At 73.8% G+C, this 16,474-nt stretch carries 14 protein-coding genes; 7 read left to right on the top strand and 7 right to left on the bottom strand.

All coding sequences use genetic code 11. The annotated features are described in order from the left end of the window. Positions 1-219: 219 nt before the first annotated feature. Positions 220-1,092 carry a DUF4184 family protein gene (locus ACZ47G_RS10565; RefSeq protein ID WP_465741045.1) on the top strand — a complete coding sequence of 291 codons (873 nt, stop codon included), beginning with the start codon at positions 220-222 and terminating at the stop codon, positions 1,090-1,092. 62 nt (positions 1,093-1,154) lie between these two features. Here the strand turns inward: ACZ47G_RS10565 and ACZ47G_RS10560 are convergent, their stop codons facing one another. The 3 genes from ACZ47G_RS10560 to ACZ47G_RS10550 form a co-directional block, all read right to left on the bottom strand. Beyond that, the gene (locus ACZ47G_RS10560) at positions 1,155-2,192 is read right to left on the bottom strand and encodes a zinc-dependent alcohol dehydrogenase family protein (RefSeq protein WP_465741044.1); all 1,038 of its coding nucleotides are present in this window, start codon (positions 2,190-2,192) and stop codon (positions 1,155-1,157) included. Positions 2,193-2,376: 184 nt separating this feature from the next. Further along, a complete protein-coding gene (locus tag ACZ47G_RS10555; RefSeq protein WP_465741043.1) occupies positions 2,377-2,769 on the bottom strand; it encodes a hypothetical protein in 393 nt (130 codons plus the stop codon). Next, a complete protein-coding gene (locus ACZ47G_RS10550) occupies positions 2,762-3,655 on the bottom strand; it encodes a sulfite exporter TauE/SafE family protein (protein ID WP_465741042.1) in 894 nt (297 codons plus the stop codon). Before ACZ47G_RS10550 ends, ACZ47G_RS10555 begins: the two co-directional genes overlap by 8 nt. Before the next feature lie 307 nt (positions 3,656-3,962). On the opposite strand from ACZ47G_RS10550, the gene ACZ47G_RS10545 reads away from it, so the two are divergent. Beyond that, positions 3,963-5,171, top strand: coding sequence for an acyl-CoA dehydrogenase family protein (locus ACZ47G_RS10545; RefSeq protein ID WP_465741041.1), 1,209 nt, complete (start codon positions 3,963-3,965; stop codon positions 5,169-5,171). A 163-nt stretch (positions 5,172-5,334) separates the two neighbouring features. Beyond that, positions 5,335-6,234, top strand: a complete 900-nt coding sequence (locus ACZ47G_RS10540; protein WP_465741040.1) for a fumarylacetoacetate hydrolase family protein — start codon at positions 5,335-5,337, stop codon at positions 6,232-6,234. Here ACZ47G_RS10540 and ACZ47G_RS10535 read toward each other — a convergent pair. Together ACZ47G_RS10535 and ACZ47G_RS10530 are read right to left on the bottom strand one after the other, a co-directional pair. Then, positions 6,218-6,682, bottom strand: a complete 465-nt coding sequence (locus tag ACZ47G_RS10535) for a universal stress protein (RefSeq protein ID WP_465741039.1) — start codon at positions 6,680-6,682, stop codon at positions 6,218-6,220. The two genes, ACZ47G_RS10540 and ACZ47G_RS10535, sit on opposite strands and share 17 nt — an antisense overlap. Before the next feature lie 14 nt (positions 6,683-6,696). Beyond that, complete coding sequence (locus ACZ47G_RS10530; RefSeq protein WP_465741462.1) at positions 6,697-7,953, bottom strand: SLC13 family permease; 1,257 nt, start codon at positions 7,951-7,953, stop codon at positions 6,697-6,699. Between the two features lie 261 nt (positions 7,954-8,214). Between ACZ47G_RS10530 and ACZ47G_RS10525 the strand changes: the two genes are divergently transcribed. From ACZ47G_RS10525 to ACZ47G_RS10510, 4 genes are all read left to right on the top strand, one after another. Beyond that, positions 8,215-10,047: a glycoside hydrolase family 15 protein gene (locus tag ACZ47G_RS10525; RefSeq protein WP_465741038.1), complete on the top strand. Its 1,833-nt coding sequence runs from the start codon at positions 8,215-8,217 to the stop codon at positions 10,045-10,047. 260 nt (positions 10,048-10,307) lie between these two features. Next, the gene (locus ACZ47G_RS10520; protein WP_465741037.1) at positions 10,308-10,511 is read left to right on the top strand and encodes a hypothetical protein; all 204 of its coding nucleotides are present in this window, start codon (positions 10,308-10,310) and stop codon (positions 10,509-10,511) included. A gap of 249 nt (positions 10,512-10,760) precedes the next feature. After that, entirely contained in the window at positions 10,761-12,368 is a 1,608-nt protein-coding gene (locus tag ACZ47G_RS10515) for a DUF6351 family protein (protein ID WP_465741036.1), read from the top strand. Positions 12,369-12,661: 293 nt separating this feature from the next. Next, positions 12,662-14,329, top strand: a complete 1,668-nt coding sequence (locus tag ACZ47G_RS10510) for an HAL/PAL/TAL family ammonia-lyase (protein WP_465741035.1) — start codon at positions 12,662-12,664, stop codon at positions 14,327-14,329. Positions 14,330-14,413: 84 nt separating this feature from the next. Here the strand turns inward: ACZ47G_RS10510 and ACZ47G_RS10505 are convergent, their stop codons facing one another. Both ACZ47G_RS10505 and ACZ47G_RS10500 read right to left on the bottom strand, forming a co-directional pair. Continuing rightward, a complete protein-coding gene (locus tag ACZ47G_RS10505; protein WP_465741034.1) occupies positions 14,414-15,295 on the bottom strand; it encodes an NAD(P)-dependent oxidoreductase in 882 nt (293 codons plus the stop codon). Beyond that, positions 15,292-16,425 (bottom strand): acyltransferase family protein, encoded by a 1,134-nt coding sequence (locus ACZ47G_RS10500; RefSeq protein WP_465741033.1) that lies wholly within the window; start codon positions 16,423-16,425, stop codon positions 15,292-15,294. The genes ACZ47G_RS10505 and ACZ47G_RS10500 overlap by 4 nt, the downstream gene beginning before the upstream one ends. Between the last annotated feature and the right edge of the window lie 49 nt (positions 16,426-16,474).

The following is a 16,474-nucleotide window of genomic DNA, read 5'->3' as shown; positions in this document are numbered from 1 at the left end:
TCTGACCGCCCGGTGCGCCCCCATGCTCAGCGGCCCAGCCGGTCAGCCGTCGGCCGGTGAGCGCCATGCTCCGCGTGCCCGCCCGATCGCCTCGACGCCGACGCCTCGACGCCGATGCGGCCCGCGCCGACCGGGGGGGCGGGGATCGGCGCGCGGGTATTAGTCCGTTTGACGTAGCATTCCGTTCGACGGACTATAAGTCCGCGCGAGAGGATGCCCATGCCGTTCACCCTGTCCCACCCCGCCGCCGTGCTGCCGCTGCTGCGTGGGCCCTTCAGCCGGGCCGCACTGATCGCCGGAGCCGTGGCGCCGGACATGCCCTACTTCGTCTCCACCATCGGGCTGCCCGTCAGCGCGCAGTCCTGGTACGAGCCGTTCACCAACGCCACGACCACCCACACCCTGCCGGGCGCCCTGACCGTCGGGTTGCCGTACACCCTGGCGCTGTGGGCGATGTTCCTGGCCGGGCACCGGCCGTTGGCGTCGTTGTCATCGCTGGCGTCACGGTCGTCGTTGTCGTCGTTGTCGTCGTTGCCGCTCGGCCCGGCGGGGGCCCGGACGGTGGGGGCGGCGGTCCGGCGGGCGGGCTGGGTCCTGCTGTCGGCGCTGATCGGCATCGCCACCCACCTGGTCTGGGACTCCTTCACCCACGTCGACGGCTTCGTGGTCACCCGCACGCCCTGGCTGGAGTCCACCCTGGCGGGCAGCCTCACCTGGGCCCGGGCGCTGCAGCACGTGAGCACGGTCGGCGGCCTGGCGGCCATCGCGGTGTACGGGTGGCGCGGGCGGGCCCGGCTGCGGGTCGGTACGGGCGCGGGGCAGCGCCGGGTCCTGCTCGCGCTGGCCCTGTGTGCGGCCGCCGGGGCCGTCGCCCACGCCTGGCGGTGGCACGCCGGGCCGGACGCGGCGACGGCCGGGCAGCCGCCGGGCGCCGTCCTCGAGGGGGTGCTGTCCGACGCGGCGAAGGGCGCGGGCGCCGGACTGATCGCCGCCCTCGTCCTGTACACCGCTGGCTGGTGGATCCGGCGCGCCCTCACGGCGGGCCGAGGGCCCGGCCACCAGGACGGGGCGCGGGCGGACAGCGCCGCCTGACCGCGCTGCCGCCTGATCGCGCCGCCGCCTGATCGCGCCGCCCGGGCCCGGCCCGCGAGTGGCTACGGCAGTAGGACGGCGACGCCGGTCACCCGGTCGGCGGCGAGGTCCCTGAGCGCGGTGTCCGCCTGCCGCAGCGGGTAGCGGTTGACGTGCACCGTCGGGCGGGCCCGGGCGGCCTCGGCGAGGAAGGCGCGGCCGTCGGCCCGGGTGTTGGCGGTGACGCTGCGCAGCGTGCGTTCCTGGAAGAGGTGGCGCTGGTAGTCGAGGGTGGGGATGTCGCTGAGGTGGATGCCGGCGACCGCGAGGGTGGCGCCGCGGCCGAGGGCGGCCAGGGCGACCGGTACCAGTTCGCCGACCGGGGCGAAGAGGACGGCCGCGTCGAGCGGCTCCGGTGCGGGGTCGTACGAGTCGCCGGCGAAGGCCGCGCCGAGTTCCAGGGCCAGCCGTCGGGCCGCCGGGGCGCGGGTGAACACGGCCACCCGGGCGCCCCGGGCGAGGGCGATCTGGGCGGTGAGGTGGGCGGACGCGCCGAAGCCGTAGATGCCGAGCAGTCCGCCGGGCGGCAGCTCGGCCCGTTCCAGGGCGCGGTACCCGATGATCCCGGCGCACAGCAGCGGGGCGAGTTCCTCGGCGGGCGGGCCCTGGGCCATCCGGTAGGCGAAGCGGGCGTCGGCGGTCAGGTGGTGGGCGTAGCCGCCGTGCCGGTCCCAGCCGGTGTAGCGCGAGTGCGGGCAGAGGTTCTCCCGTCCGCTCCGGCAGTGGGCGCAGCTGCCGCAGGTGCGGGCCAGCCAGGCGACTCCGGCCCGGTCGCCGGTCGCGAAGCCCTCGACGGCGGAGCCGACCGCCCGTACGCGCCCGACCACCTCGTGTCCGGGCGTGCACCTGGGCACCCTGGGGGCGAGGTCGCCCTCCGCCAGGTGCAGGTCCGTGCGGCACACCCCGCAGGCCTCGACGTCGAGGAGGATCTCCTCGGGGCGAGGCTCGGGGACCGGCCGCCGGTCCCACTCCAGCGGCCCTGGCCCCGCCGCAGCCACCGGCCCGGGGTGGGCCACCACCCAGGCCCCGCTGTCGCCCGGTGCCGGTCGCGTCGTGTCCATCGCCGACTCCTGCCGTCTGCCGTCTGCCGTCTGCCGTCCGTCGCTTGCCGCCTGTCGGCCGCTGCCTGCCGCGTGCCGCCTGCCGTCCGCCTGATTGGCGGCCCGCTCCATCCAGCCTGCCTCCGGGGCGGGCGTGCGGCGAGGCCGGGTGTACGGGGGAGGCCAACGCCCGGGCGGCCCGGCGTCAGCCGAGCAGGGCGCCGCCCAGCAGCAGGGCCACCACGAGCGCGGCGAGCAGGGCGTGTCGCCAGTCACCGGCCCGGAGCCAGCGGGCCACGGTGACCAGGATGCCGAGGCCCGGGGCGAGGGCGAGGGTGAGGAGGCCGAGGCCGAGCAGCAGCGGACCGGCGCTGTGCTGGGAGGTGAGGTCGGCGAGGGCGAGCGGACGGGCGGTGCGGTCGCCGGCGGCCAGCGAGGTGATCAGGCCGGCCAGGATCAGCACCAGGGCGACGGCGGTGGTGGCCAGCAGTGCGGTGGCGGTGAGCCGGTTGGTGCGGACCTCCCCGGTCAGCGGGTCCGGGGTCGGAGCGCCGGTGGTGGGGCCGGGGCCGGTGGTCGTGGTGGGGAGGTCAGACATTGATCACTCCGAAGGCGCCGAGGAGGAAGGAGAGGCCGGAGGCGAGCACGACCGTGGAGTAGACGGCCTCGATGGTGCCCACCGAGATCCGGCCGGAGAGCCGGGAGCCGAGCAGTGACCCGGTGGTGATGCCGAGCACGATCGGGGCGACCAGCAGCGGTTGCACCACGCCGGCCGCGTAGTAGACGACGAAGCTGGCCACCGCGGTGATGCCGATCATGAACTGGCTGGTGGCGGTGGCCACTCGGACCGGCACGCCCATGCCCACCGTCATCGCCGGCACCTTGAGGAAGCCGCCGCCGATGCCGAGCATGCCGGAGAGCATCCCGGCCACCATGGAGGCGCCGGCGCCGAGGAACGGGCGCCGGGCCCGGTAGGCGCGGGCGGTGCCGTCGCTCTCGTCCGCGACCAGGCCGGTCAGCGCGTCCGGGCCCTCGCAGGCGCGCAGGCCGTGCCGGGTGAGGGCGTCCGGCGGGGTCTCGGCGGTCGCCAACGCCCCTGCGGGGGAGGGGAGTCGTTTGCGGCGGCGGGTGAGTTCGGCGGACAGGAACTGGCTCAGGCCGAAGACGCCCTCCAGGGCCGGGCGCGGGATGAAGGCGGTGACCAGGCTGCCGGCGATGCCGCCGATGGTGGTGGTCACCTCCAGGCTGAACGCCAGGCGCTTGTGGGTGAGGCCCTGGCGGAGGTAAGTGGCGGAGCCGGTGGCCGAGTTGGCGATGACGGCGGCGAGCGAGACGGCCACCGCCGAGCGGAACGACACGCCGTAGCCGAGCACCAGGACCGGGACCACGACCGCGCCGCCGCCGATCCCGGTCAGCGCGCCGACGCCGCCGGCCGCGGCGCCCATCAGTATCAGGACGAGGAGGGTGGAGAACGTCAGCGTCATCGGCAGACCCTTTCCGGGGACGGGGACGGGGCGGAGGCAGAGGCAGAGGCAGAGGCAGAGGCAGAGGCGGGATGGGGCGCGGGTGGGCCGCGTGTGCCAGCCGAATGGTCACCTTCCGGCGCTCGAACGTTAGTTGACGCAGGATCAGCGGAATACCGGACTGTGACGCACACCACCGGTCCCGACTGGACAGTTTACTTGTCGGTAACATGACGGGGTTCCGGGAGTGGCATTGTCGATTCCGCTCGCACCGGGATGTGCGATCGGCGCGAGCCTGCAACCTCTCCTCCGAGGAAAGGGCAAATCCGTGACTTCCTTAGCCGTTCAGCAGCGTCCCTCCGCCGCTGACCACCTCGACCGGACCGCCGGAACCGACGCCGCGGCCTTTCTGGACGACGTCCGGAGCTTCACCCGGGAAAGAGTCGCCCCGGTCGCCGGACTGATCGACCGCAGCGACGAGATCGGCACCGAACTCTTCGCCGAAATGGCCCGTCGCGGCCTGTTCGCCAACTCCCTCGGCTACCGAGCCGACCAGCCCCACGGCGGGCCCGAGCGGGTGCGCTTCCTGCTCCAGGTGCTGGAGGAGCTGGCCCGGGTCTCGCCGTCCGTCGCCAAGGCGGTGATGGACCAGAACATGGGCCAGATCGGCATGTTGCGCGAGTACGCGGGCCGCGAGCTGCGCGAGCGCTACCTCGACGCGATCGCCACCGGTGAGCAGCAGGCCGCTTTCGCGATGAGCGAGCCGCAGACCGGTTCGAACGTCGCCCGCTTCACCACCGTGGCCACCCCGGTGGAGGGCGGCTACCGGATCAGCGGCGAGAAGGACTGGATCACCGGGGCGGCCCGCCGGACGGTGCATTTCGTGGTCGCCAAGCCCTCCGCCGAATCACGCGAGGTCGGCCTCTTCCTGGTGGACCGCACCCGGCTCGGCGCCGGGGACGGAACGGTCGAGATCGACGACCGCAAGGAGAAGCTGGGGCTGCGCGGACTGGGCGAATTCCACGTCCGCTACCACGATGTGTTCGTACCCGTCGAGCAGGTCGTCCTCGGTTTCGACCGGACTTCGCTGCGCCGGATAATGCGGCACTACAACGGAAAGCGGCTGGGCCAGTCGGCGATTTGCCTCGGCCTTTCGAAGAGCGCGCTGCGGACGGCCTTCGACTACGCCAGCGCCCGCCTTCCGGCCGGTTCCCCGGGCCACCTCGCCATGCAGACCGCGCTGGCTCCCCTGGTCAGCGAGTTGCGCGCGGCGCAGTCGCTCATCGACTGGGCCGTGGGCGAGTGGGCCGCCGGGGACGACACCGGTGCGCCCAGCGCGATGGCCAAGTACGTGACGGGCGACCTCGCCCAGCGGATCACCAATGCCGCCGCCCAGGTGTGCGGTGCCAACGGGCTGTCGGACAAGATGCCGTTGGCCCGGCTGATGCGGGACGCCCGGATGCTCACCATGGCCGGCGGAGCGTCCGAGGTGCTGCGCGGCACGGTCGCCCAGCAGCTGGACCGCCTGCTCGACTGAGCCCGGCAGCACCCGCGACCCGGTCGACGCCCCGGCCAGGCCGGGGCCGTACGCCGGCCGGCCGGGGCCGTCGACCGATCCGTCCCGAGGGACGGGCGGGCACCGTGACCGCTACCGGTGCCCGCCCGTCCCGTCTCGCGCGACAACGCGACAAGGAGAAACGATGCGCCTTGCGACCATCCGGACCGGCGGAGCGGAGAGACTCGCGCTGGTCGACCCGGCGGGCGGCGCCCTGACCCTGCCCGTCGCCGACCGACCGGGGCGGGCCGGCCGGTCAGAGCTGCCCGGCCTGCCCGAGCTGCTCCGCCGTGGGCCGGAGGCCTGGGCGGAGCTGGCCGGGCGGAGCTCGTCCGGGCCCCGGCTGCCCCTGACCGACGTCGAGCTGCTGGCACCGCTGACCCGCCCGGTGAACAACCTGTTCGCCCTGGGGCTCAACTACACCGACCACGGCGAGGAGGCCTACCGCGCGGCGGGCCGGGAGTACCGCAGGCCCCGGCACCCGGTGGTGTTCACCAAGGACCGCCGCTGCGTGGCCGCCCCGGTCGGCCCGCTGGGGATCGACTTCTCGCTCTCGCGGGAGATCGACTGGGAGGTCGAGCTCGCGGTGGTGATCGGCCGCCGCGCCTGGCGGGTCCAGGAGGCCGCGGCGCTGGACCACGTCTTCGGCTACTGCGTGGCCAACGACATCACCGCGCGGGACCTCCAGACCCGGCACAAGCAGTACTACCTGTCGAAGAGCCTGCCCGGCAGCTGCCCGCTCGGCCCGTGGATCACCACCGCCGACGAAGTCCCGGACCCGCACGACCTGGCGATCACCCTCAGCGTCAACGGCGTGCCCCGGCAGGTCTCCCGCACCGACCAGCTGGTGTTCTCGATCCCGGAGACCATCGCCGCGATCTCCCGGATCGTCCCGCTGGAGCCCGGCGACGTCATCCTGACCGGCACCCCGGCCGGGACGGGCTTCGCCGCCGACCCGCCGAGCTACCTGGCCCCTGGTGACGTGGTGGAGTGCTCGATCGAGGGGCTCGGGACGCTCAGCAACCGGATCACGGCGCTGGACTGACGGCATGCTCCGGCCAGACCAGCAGCACCGCGCAGGGGGCGTGGTCGACGACGAAGCGGGTGGCGGGGCCGAGGCTGTGCGGGCCGGGGTGGGCGGGGTCGCCGTCGCGGGCGAGGACGAGCAGGTCGGCTCCGTCCGCCGCGGCGACCACCTCGTGCTCGGTGCGGCCGGTGCGCTCCAGGCGGGTGCAGGGGCGGGCGAGGCGCTCGGCGCCGGCGTCCAGGAGGCGGCGGGCGGAGGTCGCCGCGAGGGTCTCCACCCGGTTGCCGGGGTCCTGCTCGCGGTGGCCGCGGCCGAGCAGGCCGGCGAACGCGCCGTGCGCGAGGCCGGGGACGTCCTGGCCGCTGACGTGCAGCAGGACGATGTTCGCGTCCTGTGACGCGTGGGCGCGCGCGGCGTCGACGCAGACGGGCCAGGTGCCCTCGGTGATCCAGACGACGACCGTCACGGTGGTCGGCCCCCTCACGTTCCGATGAGTTGCAGGGACCCCCACAGTGCCACCACGGCCAGGGTCAGGGCGGCGGGCACGACCAGCAGTCCGAGCCGGGTGAACTCGCCCAGTCCGATCTCGGTGTCGTGTTCGCGGACGATGCGCCGCCACAGCAGGGTGGCCAGGGAGCCGGCGTAGGTCAGGTTGGGGCCGATGTTCACCCCCAGCAGCACGGCCAGGACGGCACCGGGGCCGGAGGGGAGGGCCAGCGGGAGCAGGACGAGGGTGGCGGGCAGGTTGTTGATGACGTTCGCCAGCACGGCGGCCAGTGCCGCGGTGCCGAGCAGGGCGGGCAGTGAGGTGCCGTGCGGGAGCAGGTGCCCGAGCCCGGAGGCCAGTCCGTTGTCGACCACCGCCCGGACCACCACGCCGAGAGCTAGGACGAAGGCCAGGAACGGTACGGCGGCCGAGTGGACGATCGCGGCCGGGGTGGTGCGCCGCTGGGCCAGGGCGCGGCCCGCCAGTACGAGGGCGCCGGCCAGCGCGGCCCAGGCCGGGTCGACGCCGAGTGCGGAGGTGAGGACGAAGCCGGCCAGGGTGCCGGCCACGGTGAGGAGTGCGAACAGCGGCATCTCCGGGGCCTGGGTCCGGGCCGGGGTGGGGGCGGCGGTGTCCAGGTCGGTGGCGAAGAAGCGGCGCAGCACCGCGTACTCGACGGCGATGGCCGCCAGCCAGGGCAGTGCCATCAGGGCGGCGAAGCGGGTGAAACTCAGCCCGCTCGCGGCGAAGGCCAACAGGTTGGTGAGGTTGGAGACCGGCAGCAGCAACGAGGCGGTGTTCGACAGATGGGTGCAGGCGTACAGGTGCGGTTTGGGGCGGGCGCCGAGCCGGGCGGCGGTGGCGAACACCACCGGCGTCAGCAGCACGACGGTGGCGTCCAGGCTGAGGACGGCGGTGATCACCGAGGCGACGACGAAGACCTGTGCCAGCAGCCGCCGGGGGCTTCCGGCGGAGGTGCGGGCCATCCAGGCCCCGCAGGCGTGGAACAGTCCTTCGTCGTCGCACAGTTTGGCCAGGACCAGCACGGCCGCGAGGAAGCCGATCACCGGACCCAGCCGTTCGGCCTCGGCCAGCGCGTGGTCGAGCGGGATCGCGCCGGCGGCGATCGCCAGTCCCGCGGCCGGGACGGCGACCACGGCCTCCGGCCAGCCCCAGGGCCGTACCACCGCGCACACCAGGACCAACACCAGCAGGCCGATGGACAGGGCCTCGGCGAACGACGTACTCAGGGTCTTGCTCCTTGAAGGCGGCGGTGACGGTGCCCCATCGAACCAGAGGTTCGGACACCGCGGCACACCGGAGCGGCGGGTGCGCGGCGCCCGGTAGCGGAAGGCGGCGACCGCCAGGACCTTGGCGACCGGCACCGGGCACCGGGCACCGGGCGCAGGGTGCGTCCGTCCGGGGCGGCCTACCATGAGAGGTGGTCCTCTTGATCCCCGCGGCTTCCCCGGTTTCCCGGGCTGCCGCGGCGAGACGGTAGGGAGGCCGCCATGGACTTCGGGAACGGGCCCGGGCGGATGGACGGTTCGCGCTATCCGCCGATCTCCGAGCACGGGCTGATCGGTGATCTCCGGACCGCCGCGCTCGTCACGACGGACGGCACGATCGACTGGTACTGCTGCCCGCGCTTCGACGCGCCGAGCGTGTTCGGGTCCATCCTGGACGCCGAGCGCGGCGGCTCGTTCGAGCTGGCGGCCGACGTACCGGCGCGGACCCGGCAGTTCTACTTCCCCGACACCAATGTGCTGATCACCCGGTTCTACGCGGCGGACGGCGTCGCGGAGATCCAGGACTTCATGCCGGTCGTCGACGGGTCGCGCGAGGCCTCCCGGCACCGGCTGATCCGGCGGGTCGTCTGCGTCCGGGGGACCCTGCCGTTCGCGGCGCGGGTGGCGCCCCGGTTCGGTTACGGGGCGGAGCGGCACACCGCGCAGGTGCTGGCCCACGAGGCCGTCTTCGAGGCGCCGTCGATGTCGCTGGCGCTGACCTCCACCGCACCGCTGGAGTGCGACGGCACGGACGTGTGGTCGCACTTCAAGCTCCTGGAGGGCGAGTCCGTGGTGTTCGCCCTCGACCGGATCGGCGGCGACGTCCGGCCGCGGGCCTGTCCGCACGCCGAGGCGGAGGCGCAGTTCGAGGCGACCGTCCGGTTCTGGCGCGACTGGATGGGCCGCTCGCGCTACCGCGGCCGCTGGCGGGAGATGGTGCACCGCTCCGCGCTGCTGCTGAAGCTGCTCACCTACGCGCCGACCGGTGCGATCGTGGCCGCGCCGACCACCAGCCTGCCCGAGCGGGTCGGCGGCGAGCGCAACTGGGACTACCGGTACGTGTGGGTCCGCGACGCCGCCTTCTGCGTCTACGCCATGCTCCGGCTGGGCTTCACCGCGGAGGCCGAGGCGTTCATGGGCTTCCTGTCCGAGCGCGGCATCATGCGGGGCGTCGGCCAGACCGGCCCGCTGCAGATCATGTACGGCATCGACGGGCGCAGCGACCTGCCCGAGAGCGAACTGCGCCACCTCGAAGGCCACTTGGGCTCCGCCCCGGTGCGGGTGGGCAACGCCGCCACCGGCCAGCTCCAGCTCGACATCTACGGGGCGCTGATCGACTCCGTCTACCTCTACGACAAGTGGGGGCAGCCGATCAGCAGCGACCACTGGGACGAGGTCGGCGCCGTCGTCGACTGGCTCTGCGACCACTGGGACCAGCCCGACGAGGGCATCTGGGAGACCAGGGGCGGCCGCAAGGACTTCGTCTACTCGCGGCTGATGTGCTGGGTGGCGATCGAACGGGCCATCCGGATGGCCAACCGGCGCGGCCTGCCGGCCGATCTGCCCCGCTGGCAGCGGAACCGGGACGCGATCTACCGGCAGATCATGCGGGAGGGCTGGTCCGCCGAGCGCGGGGCGTTCGTCCAGTCGCTGGGCGCAGACGTGCTCGACGCCTCGGTGCTGATGATGCCGATGGCCAAGTTCATCTCGCCCACCGACCCCAAGTGGCTGGCGACCCTGGACGCCCTCACCAAGGACCTGGTCTCCGACTCCCTGGTCTACCGCTACGACCCCGGGGCCAGCCCGGACGGGCTGCACGGCTCCGAGGGGACCTTCTCGATCTGCTCCTTCTGGTACGTCGAGGCGCTCACCCGCGCCGGACGGCTGGAGGAGGCCCGGCTGGCCTTCGAGAAGATGCTCACCTACGCCAACCACCTCGGCCTCTACGCCGAGGAGATCGGCCGGACCGGGGAGCAACTCGGCAACTTCCCGCAGGCGTTCACCCACCTCTCGCTGATCAGCGCCGCGTTCAACCTGGACCGCGCCCTGGGCTGACCGCCCTCGATTCATAACCCTCTAGACAGGTGATGGGCTCGCCAGGCTTGCCTGGCGGGTGGGTGTTGTCGAGTTGAGCCATCCGGGCTTCTTTTGCGGCAACAGCAAGCCAGTTGGCGCGTTCTGCGATGCGCCGTCACCGGCGGTGCGGTAACCGGGTTGACGGGTGACTGGTGCGGATGCCAATCTAATAACCGTTCAGAACAGTTACTCGTGCGCCGGTGATCCTCCGGCGCACCTGTCACACCTGGGGCGGGACCATGGCAGAGCAGCAGGACCGGCGCGCCCAGGGGGCGCCCGTGGGGCGGCGGACGGTGCTGGGGACCTTCGCCGCGGGGATCGCCGGGCTGGCGGCCGCGCCGTACCTTCAGCGCGGGTGGGAGGGCTTCCTCGCGGCGGCCTCGCAGCACGATCCCCTGCTCGGCCTGCTCTCCGCGCGTTCCGCGCCGACCTGCGCCGACTGAACCGCTTCGCGCCGTACGACCGGCAGTGGCTGCGGGCCGCGCGCCGGCGGCTGACCGGGCCGTACGACCGGCCGGCGGGCAGGTTCAACGCGGGGCAGAAGCGCACCGGCTACGTCAGCCGGTCCTGGGCGCGCCGCCACCACCCGCACTGGCTGCCGGAGGAACACCACGGCCCGGCAACTCACCCGACCTCTGACTCGTCAACGCCCCCGCACCCGGGGCAACTTCACCTTCTCGAACGGAATCCCGATGAAACGACTCCTGACCGTTCTCGCGGCCGGCCTGCCGCTGGCCGCCGTGCTCTACGCCCCCGGCGCGGTGGCGGACACCGGCACGCCCGCCGGCTACAGCTGCGCCGCCCCCGCGGTGGCGGCCCCGGAGGGCACGCAGGTGGAGGCCGTCACCGCGGTCGCCCACCCGGCGGGCACCGTCGACGTGCCCGCCGTGTTCCCGCTGAAGGCCGACCACATTCCCGACGTCCCCGCGTTCTGCGACGTCACGGTGACCCTCACCCACCCCGGCCAGGGCGACCACGCCAAGGTGCGGGTCTGGCTGCCGCAGCAGAACTGGAACGGCCGGCTGCAGACCGTCGGCGGCAGCGCCTACGCCGCAGGCGACTACGGCAGCAACCTGGCCGCCGCCGTCAAGGGCGGTTACGCGGCCGCCACCACCGACGCCGGGGTGAGCACCTACATCGACGCGGGGTGGGGGCTGAAGAGCGACGGCACCGTCGACTCGGCGCTGCTGGAGAACTTCGCCTCCCGCTCCGAGCACGAGGCCGCCGTCGTCGCCAAGGACGTCATCGCCGCCCACTACCAGCGGGCCGCCTCGTACGCGTACTTCAACGGCTGCTCCACCGGCGGCCGCCAGGGCTACATGGAGGCCCAGGAGTACCCGGAGGACTACAACGGCATCCTCGCCAACGCGCCCGCCGTCAACTGGACGCAGTTCGAAGTCGCCACGCTGTGGCCGCAGGTGGTGATGAACGAGGCGCACACCTACCCGACGAAGTGCGAGTTCGAGGCCTTCACCGCCGCCGCCGTGCAGGCCTGCGACGGGCTGGACGGCGCCCGGGACGGCCTGGTGTCCCGGCCCGACGAGTGCGGCTTCAACCCGCGCCGGCTGATCGGCACCACCATCGAGTGCGACGGCAAGCAGGTGACGATCAGCGCGGCCGACGCCGAGGTGGTGCGCCGGATCTGGGACGGGCCGCGCACCTCCTCGGGTCGCAAGCTGTGGGCCGGCACGCCGATCGGGGCCGACCTGAGCGCCCTCGCCGGCCACACCACGGACGACGCCGGCAAGCCGGTGGGCGCGCCGTTCCCGGTGCCCGCCGAGTGGGTGTCCACCTGGGTCGCCAAGCAGCCCACGCTGGACGTCACGACCCTGACCACCGACCGGTTCGCCCAGCTGTTCCAGCAGTCCGTGGCCGAGTACGACAAGGTGATCGGCACCGCCGACCCGGACCTGTCCGCGTTCCGCGACGCCGGCGGCAAGCTGCTCAGCTGGCACGGCACGGCCGACGAGTTCATCCCGGCCGACGGCACGGTGCGCTACCGCAAGCAGGTCGAGCGGCGGATGGGCGGCGCCTCGAACGTCGACGACTTCTACCGGCTCTTCCTCGCCCCGGGCACCGCCCACTGCGGCCTCTCCGGCAAGACCGCCGACCTCGCCGCGCTGACCGCCTGGGTCGAGCAGGGCGAGGCGCCGCAGACGCTCCCCGCCACCCTGAACACCGCCGACGGCCGGACGGTCAGCCGCAACCTCTGCGCCTACCCGCTGGTCTCCCGCTACACCGGCCACGGCGACACCGCGGACGCCGCCAGCTTCGGCTGCGCCCCGGCCAACCGGCACTGACCCAAGCGGCACTGACCAACCGGCATGATCCAAGCTGCATCGACCCGGGCGGCACTGACCCGCGCACGAAGCTCCGCGGCCCGCACCCCGACCCCCGGGGGTGCGGGCCGCGGGCGTTCGACGACTTTTGGTGACGTAGGGTGATAGGAGATCAACAGGGGGGAGTCGAAGTCGTTCCCCCCGTCGGCCTCGGGTGTCCGTCGTCGCGTCACCACGGCCCGCCCGAAGGCCCGCCCAAGGCCCGTCCGAGGCCGGTTCAAGGCCTCGGGCGGCCGATAGACAGGAGAGTCGAGTTGTCGTCTGACCGCACCCGGAGCCCGCAGAGGACCCAGCACCGCCCGGCCGCCACCGGTGCGCCCAGAGCGGAACTGCTGCTCGACGGCCGCTCGCTGACCGTCAAGGAGACCGCGGCGGCCGCGCGCCGGCCGGAGGCGTGGCGGGTGGGGCTGGCGGACGGCGCGGTGCACCGGATGAAGCGGTCGGTGGACCTCAAGAACGCGATCGTCGACTCCGGGCAGCGGGTGTACGGCGTCACCTCCGGCTTCGGCGACAGCAACACCCGGCAGATCTCGCCGCGCAAGGTGGAGGCGCTGCAGGCCAACCTGATCCGCGGCTTCAACTGCGGCCTCGGCCCGGCGGCTTCACCCGACGTGGTGCGGGCCACGGTGATCACCCGGGCGAACTGCCTGGCGCGCGGCAACTCCGGGATCCGCCCGGAGGTGGTCCAACTGCTGCTGGACTGCCTGGAAGCCGACATCCTGCCGGTGGTGCCGGAGCGCGGCTCGGTGGGCGCGAGCGGCGACCTCGTCCCGCTCAGCTACCTCGGCGCGATGCTCACCGGGCACGGCACGGTGCTCCACCGCGGCGAGGCCCGGCCCGTCGCCGAGGCGCTCGCGGAGGCCGGACTCGAACCGGTGGTGCTCGCCTCCAAGGAGGGGCTGGCCCTGGTCAACGGCACCTCCTTCATGGCCGGTTTCGCCGTACTGGCACTGCGCGACGCGACCGAACTCGCCTTCGCCGCCGACCTGTGCACGGCGCTGGCCTCGCAGGTCCTGAACGGCAACCCGCGCCACTTCGACCCGTTCGTGTTCGATCACAAGCCGCACCCCGGCACCGCCGAATCCGCCCGGACGGTGCGCCGCCTGCTCGGGCGGGACGGCACCGGCCCCTTCGCGGGGGACGAGGAGGCCGGCCCGGCCGACGTCATGCCCGACGGGACGGGCTACCGCCGGCTCGCCGAGGCCGTCCAGGACCGGTACTCGATCCGCTGCGCCCCGCACGTCAACGGCGTGCTGCGGGACACCCTCGGCTTCGCCACCGACTGGACCCATGTGGAGATCAACTCCTCCAACGACAACCCGCTGTTCGACACCGAGGCGGGCGTGGTCGTCAACGGCGGCAACTTCTACGGCGGGCACATCGGCCAGGCGATGGACTCGCTGAAGACCGCCGCCGCCAGCGTGGGCGACCTGCTGGAACGGCAGTTGCAGCTGGTGGTGGACGAGAAGTACAACAACGGCCTCACCGCCAACCTCATCCCGCGCTTCCCGGACGACAGTTGGGAGGCCGGGCTGCACCACGGCTTCAAGTCCCTTCAGCTGGCGGCTTCCTCGCTGGTCGCCGAGGCGCTCAAACTGACCATGCCCGCGACCTCGTTCTCCCGCTCCACCGAGGCCCACAACCAGGACAAGGTCAGCATGGGCACCATCGCCGCCCGGGACGCCCGGACGGTCGTCGAACTGGTGCGCCAGACGGCGGCGATCCATCTGCTCGCCCTCTGCCAGGCCGCCGACCTGCGCGGCACCGAACGGCTGAGCGGCCCGACGGCGGCCGTGCACGCGGCGGTGCGCGCGGTGTCGCCGAGGATGGACGGGGACCGCGGGATGGAGCGGGACATCGCGCTGGTGGCGGAACTGCTCGCGGCCGGACGGCTGCGGGAGGCGGCGGCGACCGGGGCGTAGCCCCCGACCGCGCGGCCCGTACAGCCCGGCCCGGGCGGTCGGACCCGGCTCGCGCCGTCGGCCCCGCCGTACGGTCGGACCCGGCTACGCCGTCGGCTCGGCGAAGTGGCCGACCACGGCGGCGTAGCTGTCGGCCGCGTGGCCGCCGGCGGCCACCGCCGCCATGACGGCCGCCAGCTGCCGGGGCAGGACGGGGTTGAGGCCGCGCCGCTCGCTCTCCGCCAGGAGGTGGGCGGCGGCGGCCAGGTGGGTGCGCAACGCCGAGTCCTCGGCCGGGTAGTCGCCCTCGTCGACCTGCCGGGCGTAGCGGGCCAGGAAGGCGCCCATGCTGCCGAACAGCAGCTCGGCGCTCGGCGCGAACTCCGTCGCGCCGATCCCGGCGGTGCGCAGCAGCGCGGCCGCGTGCAGGAAGCCGTTCAGGCCGGACCACAGGACGGCCAGCAGCGCGAGGTCGTGCAGCGAGGCGAGCCCGCTGCCCTCGCCGAGGTAGGCGGGGCAGCCGCCGAGCGCGGTCAGGGTCTGCTCGTGGGCGCGGAAGGCCGCCTCGGGCCCGCTGTAGAGCACGGTGGTCCCGGCGAGGCCGATGGTGTCGGGCGTGGCCAGCAGCGCGCCGTCGAGGCTCTGCGCGCCGTGGCGGGCGGCGGTCTCGGCGACGGTGGCGGCGTCGTCGGAGGTGCCGGAGGTGACGTCGACCAGGACCCGGCCGGCCAGGGACCCTCCGACGGCGTCCAGGACTTCGCGGACGGCGCCGTGGTCGGCGAGGCAGAGCACGACCAGCGGCGCGGCCGCCGCCGCCTCGGCGGGCGTGGCGGCGCGCCGGGCGCCCCGGGCGGCCGGGCCGTCGGCGCGGGCGGCCGTACGGTTCCAGACCGTGGTGGGGTGCCCGGCGGCCAGGAAGGCGTCGGCGAGCGCCGTGCCCATCAGGCCGAGGCCGAGCACGGCGACGGGGGTGCGGGCGGTGGTCATGGGGTTTCCCTCCGGTCGGCGGTGGCGAGGAGTTCGGCGGGCCGGGCGCGACGCGGTGCGTTCAGGAGGCGCACCATCGGCTCCTCGACGAAGGTGTGCAGCAGCCAGGCGGCCGCCAGCGAGGTGAGGGCCAGGACGGCCGTGTACAGCAGCGGGCGGAGCCCGCCGGCGGTGCCGTGCGGGTCGAGCACTGCGTCGCCGTGTTCGAGCACCAGGTAGTGCGTCAGGTAGAGCGCGAACGAGAGCGCCCCGAGCCGCTCGGCCAGCGGGTGGGCGAGCCGGGACGGCCGACCCAGGCGGTCGGCGTTGGCGGCCCCGACGATCAGCGCGGCCAGCGGGAGGACGGTGATCGCGGCGACGCCGAACTGCAGGGGGGAGAGCTGGTCGAGCGGGTAGAGCAGCGCGAAGGCGGCGGCGCCGTGCCAGATCCGGACCCGGTCGAGCAGGCCCTCCCGGACCAGCCGGGCCAGCACCACGCCGAGCAGGAACTCCGGCATCCGCGCGGGCGGGAAGGTGTAGCAGAACCAGATCTGACGGACCGTCAGGCCGAGCCCGAAGGGCGGCCCGTCGAGCAACGGGCGCGCCGCCGTGACCAGTGGCGGGATCAGCAGGATCACGGCGACGATCGCGGCGGCCCAGTGCCAGAGCCGTTCGGGGCGGATCGCGGCCGTGCGGCGGGCGGCGGCGGGGAACAGCAGGTAGAAGGCCAGGTCGCAGCAGAGCGACCAGGACACCCCGTTCACCCCGGGGTCGAGCAGGTCGAAGTCGGGGGGCCAGGTCTGCACGAGCAGCGCGTTGGGCAGCCAGGCCCGCAGGGGTACGGCCTGCCCGGCGGCCGCGAGCAGCAGCACCCCGGCGAGCAGGGTCGCCAGGTGGGAGGGCATGATCCGGGCCAGCCGGCGGCGCCAGAACACCCGGACCGGCTGGTCCGGCCGCCACGCCCAGGTCAGCAGGAAGCCGCTGAGCAGGAAGAAGAACGTCACCGCGGCGAAGCCCAGCCGGAGCAGGGTCGCGCTCTCGCCGTGCCCGTGGGTCCAGATCAGGCTGGAGTGCTGGGCGACCACCACTGCCGCCGCGATGAAGCGCAGACCGGTGAGCGAGGGCAGCCGGGTCGACCTGCCGAGTGCCAAGAGCGTTCCCGAGGTGTCGGAATGGGCGGGGAGGCCCGGTGATCGTATC

Source organism: Kitasatospora sp. NPDC030952 (assembly GCF_055571335.1).
Note: the sequence above shows the minus strand (reverse complement) of the source record. Positions and strands in the feature narration are given on the sequence as shown.

Excerpts from the sequence above, each read along its gene's own strand:
- ACZ47G_RS10540 (WP_465741040.1), top strand. The coding sequence starts at position 5,335 with ATGCGCCTTGCGACCATCCGGACCGGCGGAGCGGAGAGACTCGCGCTG.
- ACZ47G_RS10515 (WP_465741036.1), top strand. The coding sequence starts at position 10,761 with ATGAAACGACTCCTGACCGTTCTCGCGGCCGGCCTGCCGCTGGCCGCC.
- ACZ47G_RS10520 (WP_465741037.1), top strand. The coding sequence starts at position 10,308 with ATGGCAGAGCAGCAGGACCGGCGCGCCCAGGGGGCGCCCGTGGGGCGG.
- ACZ47G_RS10555 (WP_465741043.1), bottom strand. The coding sequence starts at position 2,769 with ATGTCTGACCTCCCCACCACGACCACCGGCCCCGGCCCCACCACCGGC.
- ACZ47G_RS10560 (WP_465741044.1), bottom strand. The coding sequence starts at position 2,192 with ATGGACACGACGCGACCGGCACCGGGCGACAGCGGGGCCTGGGTGGTG.
- ACZ47G_RS10525 (WP_465741038.1), top strand. The coding sequence starts at position 8,215 with ATGGACTTCGGGAACGGGCCCGGGCGGATGGACGGTTCGCGCTATCCG.
- ACZ47G_RS10505 (WP_465741034.1), bottom strand. The coding sequence starts at position 15,295 with ATGACCACCGCCCGCACCCCCGTCGCCGTGCTCGGCCTCGGCCTGATG.
- ACZ47G_RS10565 (WP_465741045.1), top strand. The coding sequence starts at position 220 with ATGCCGTTCACCCTGTCCCACCCCGCCGCCGTGCTGCCGCTGCTGCGT.
- ACZ47G_RS10550 (WP_465741042.1), bottom strand. The coding sequence starts at position 3,655 with ATGACGCTGACGTTCTCCACCCTCCTCGTCCTGATACTGATGGGCGCC.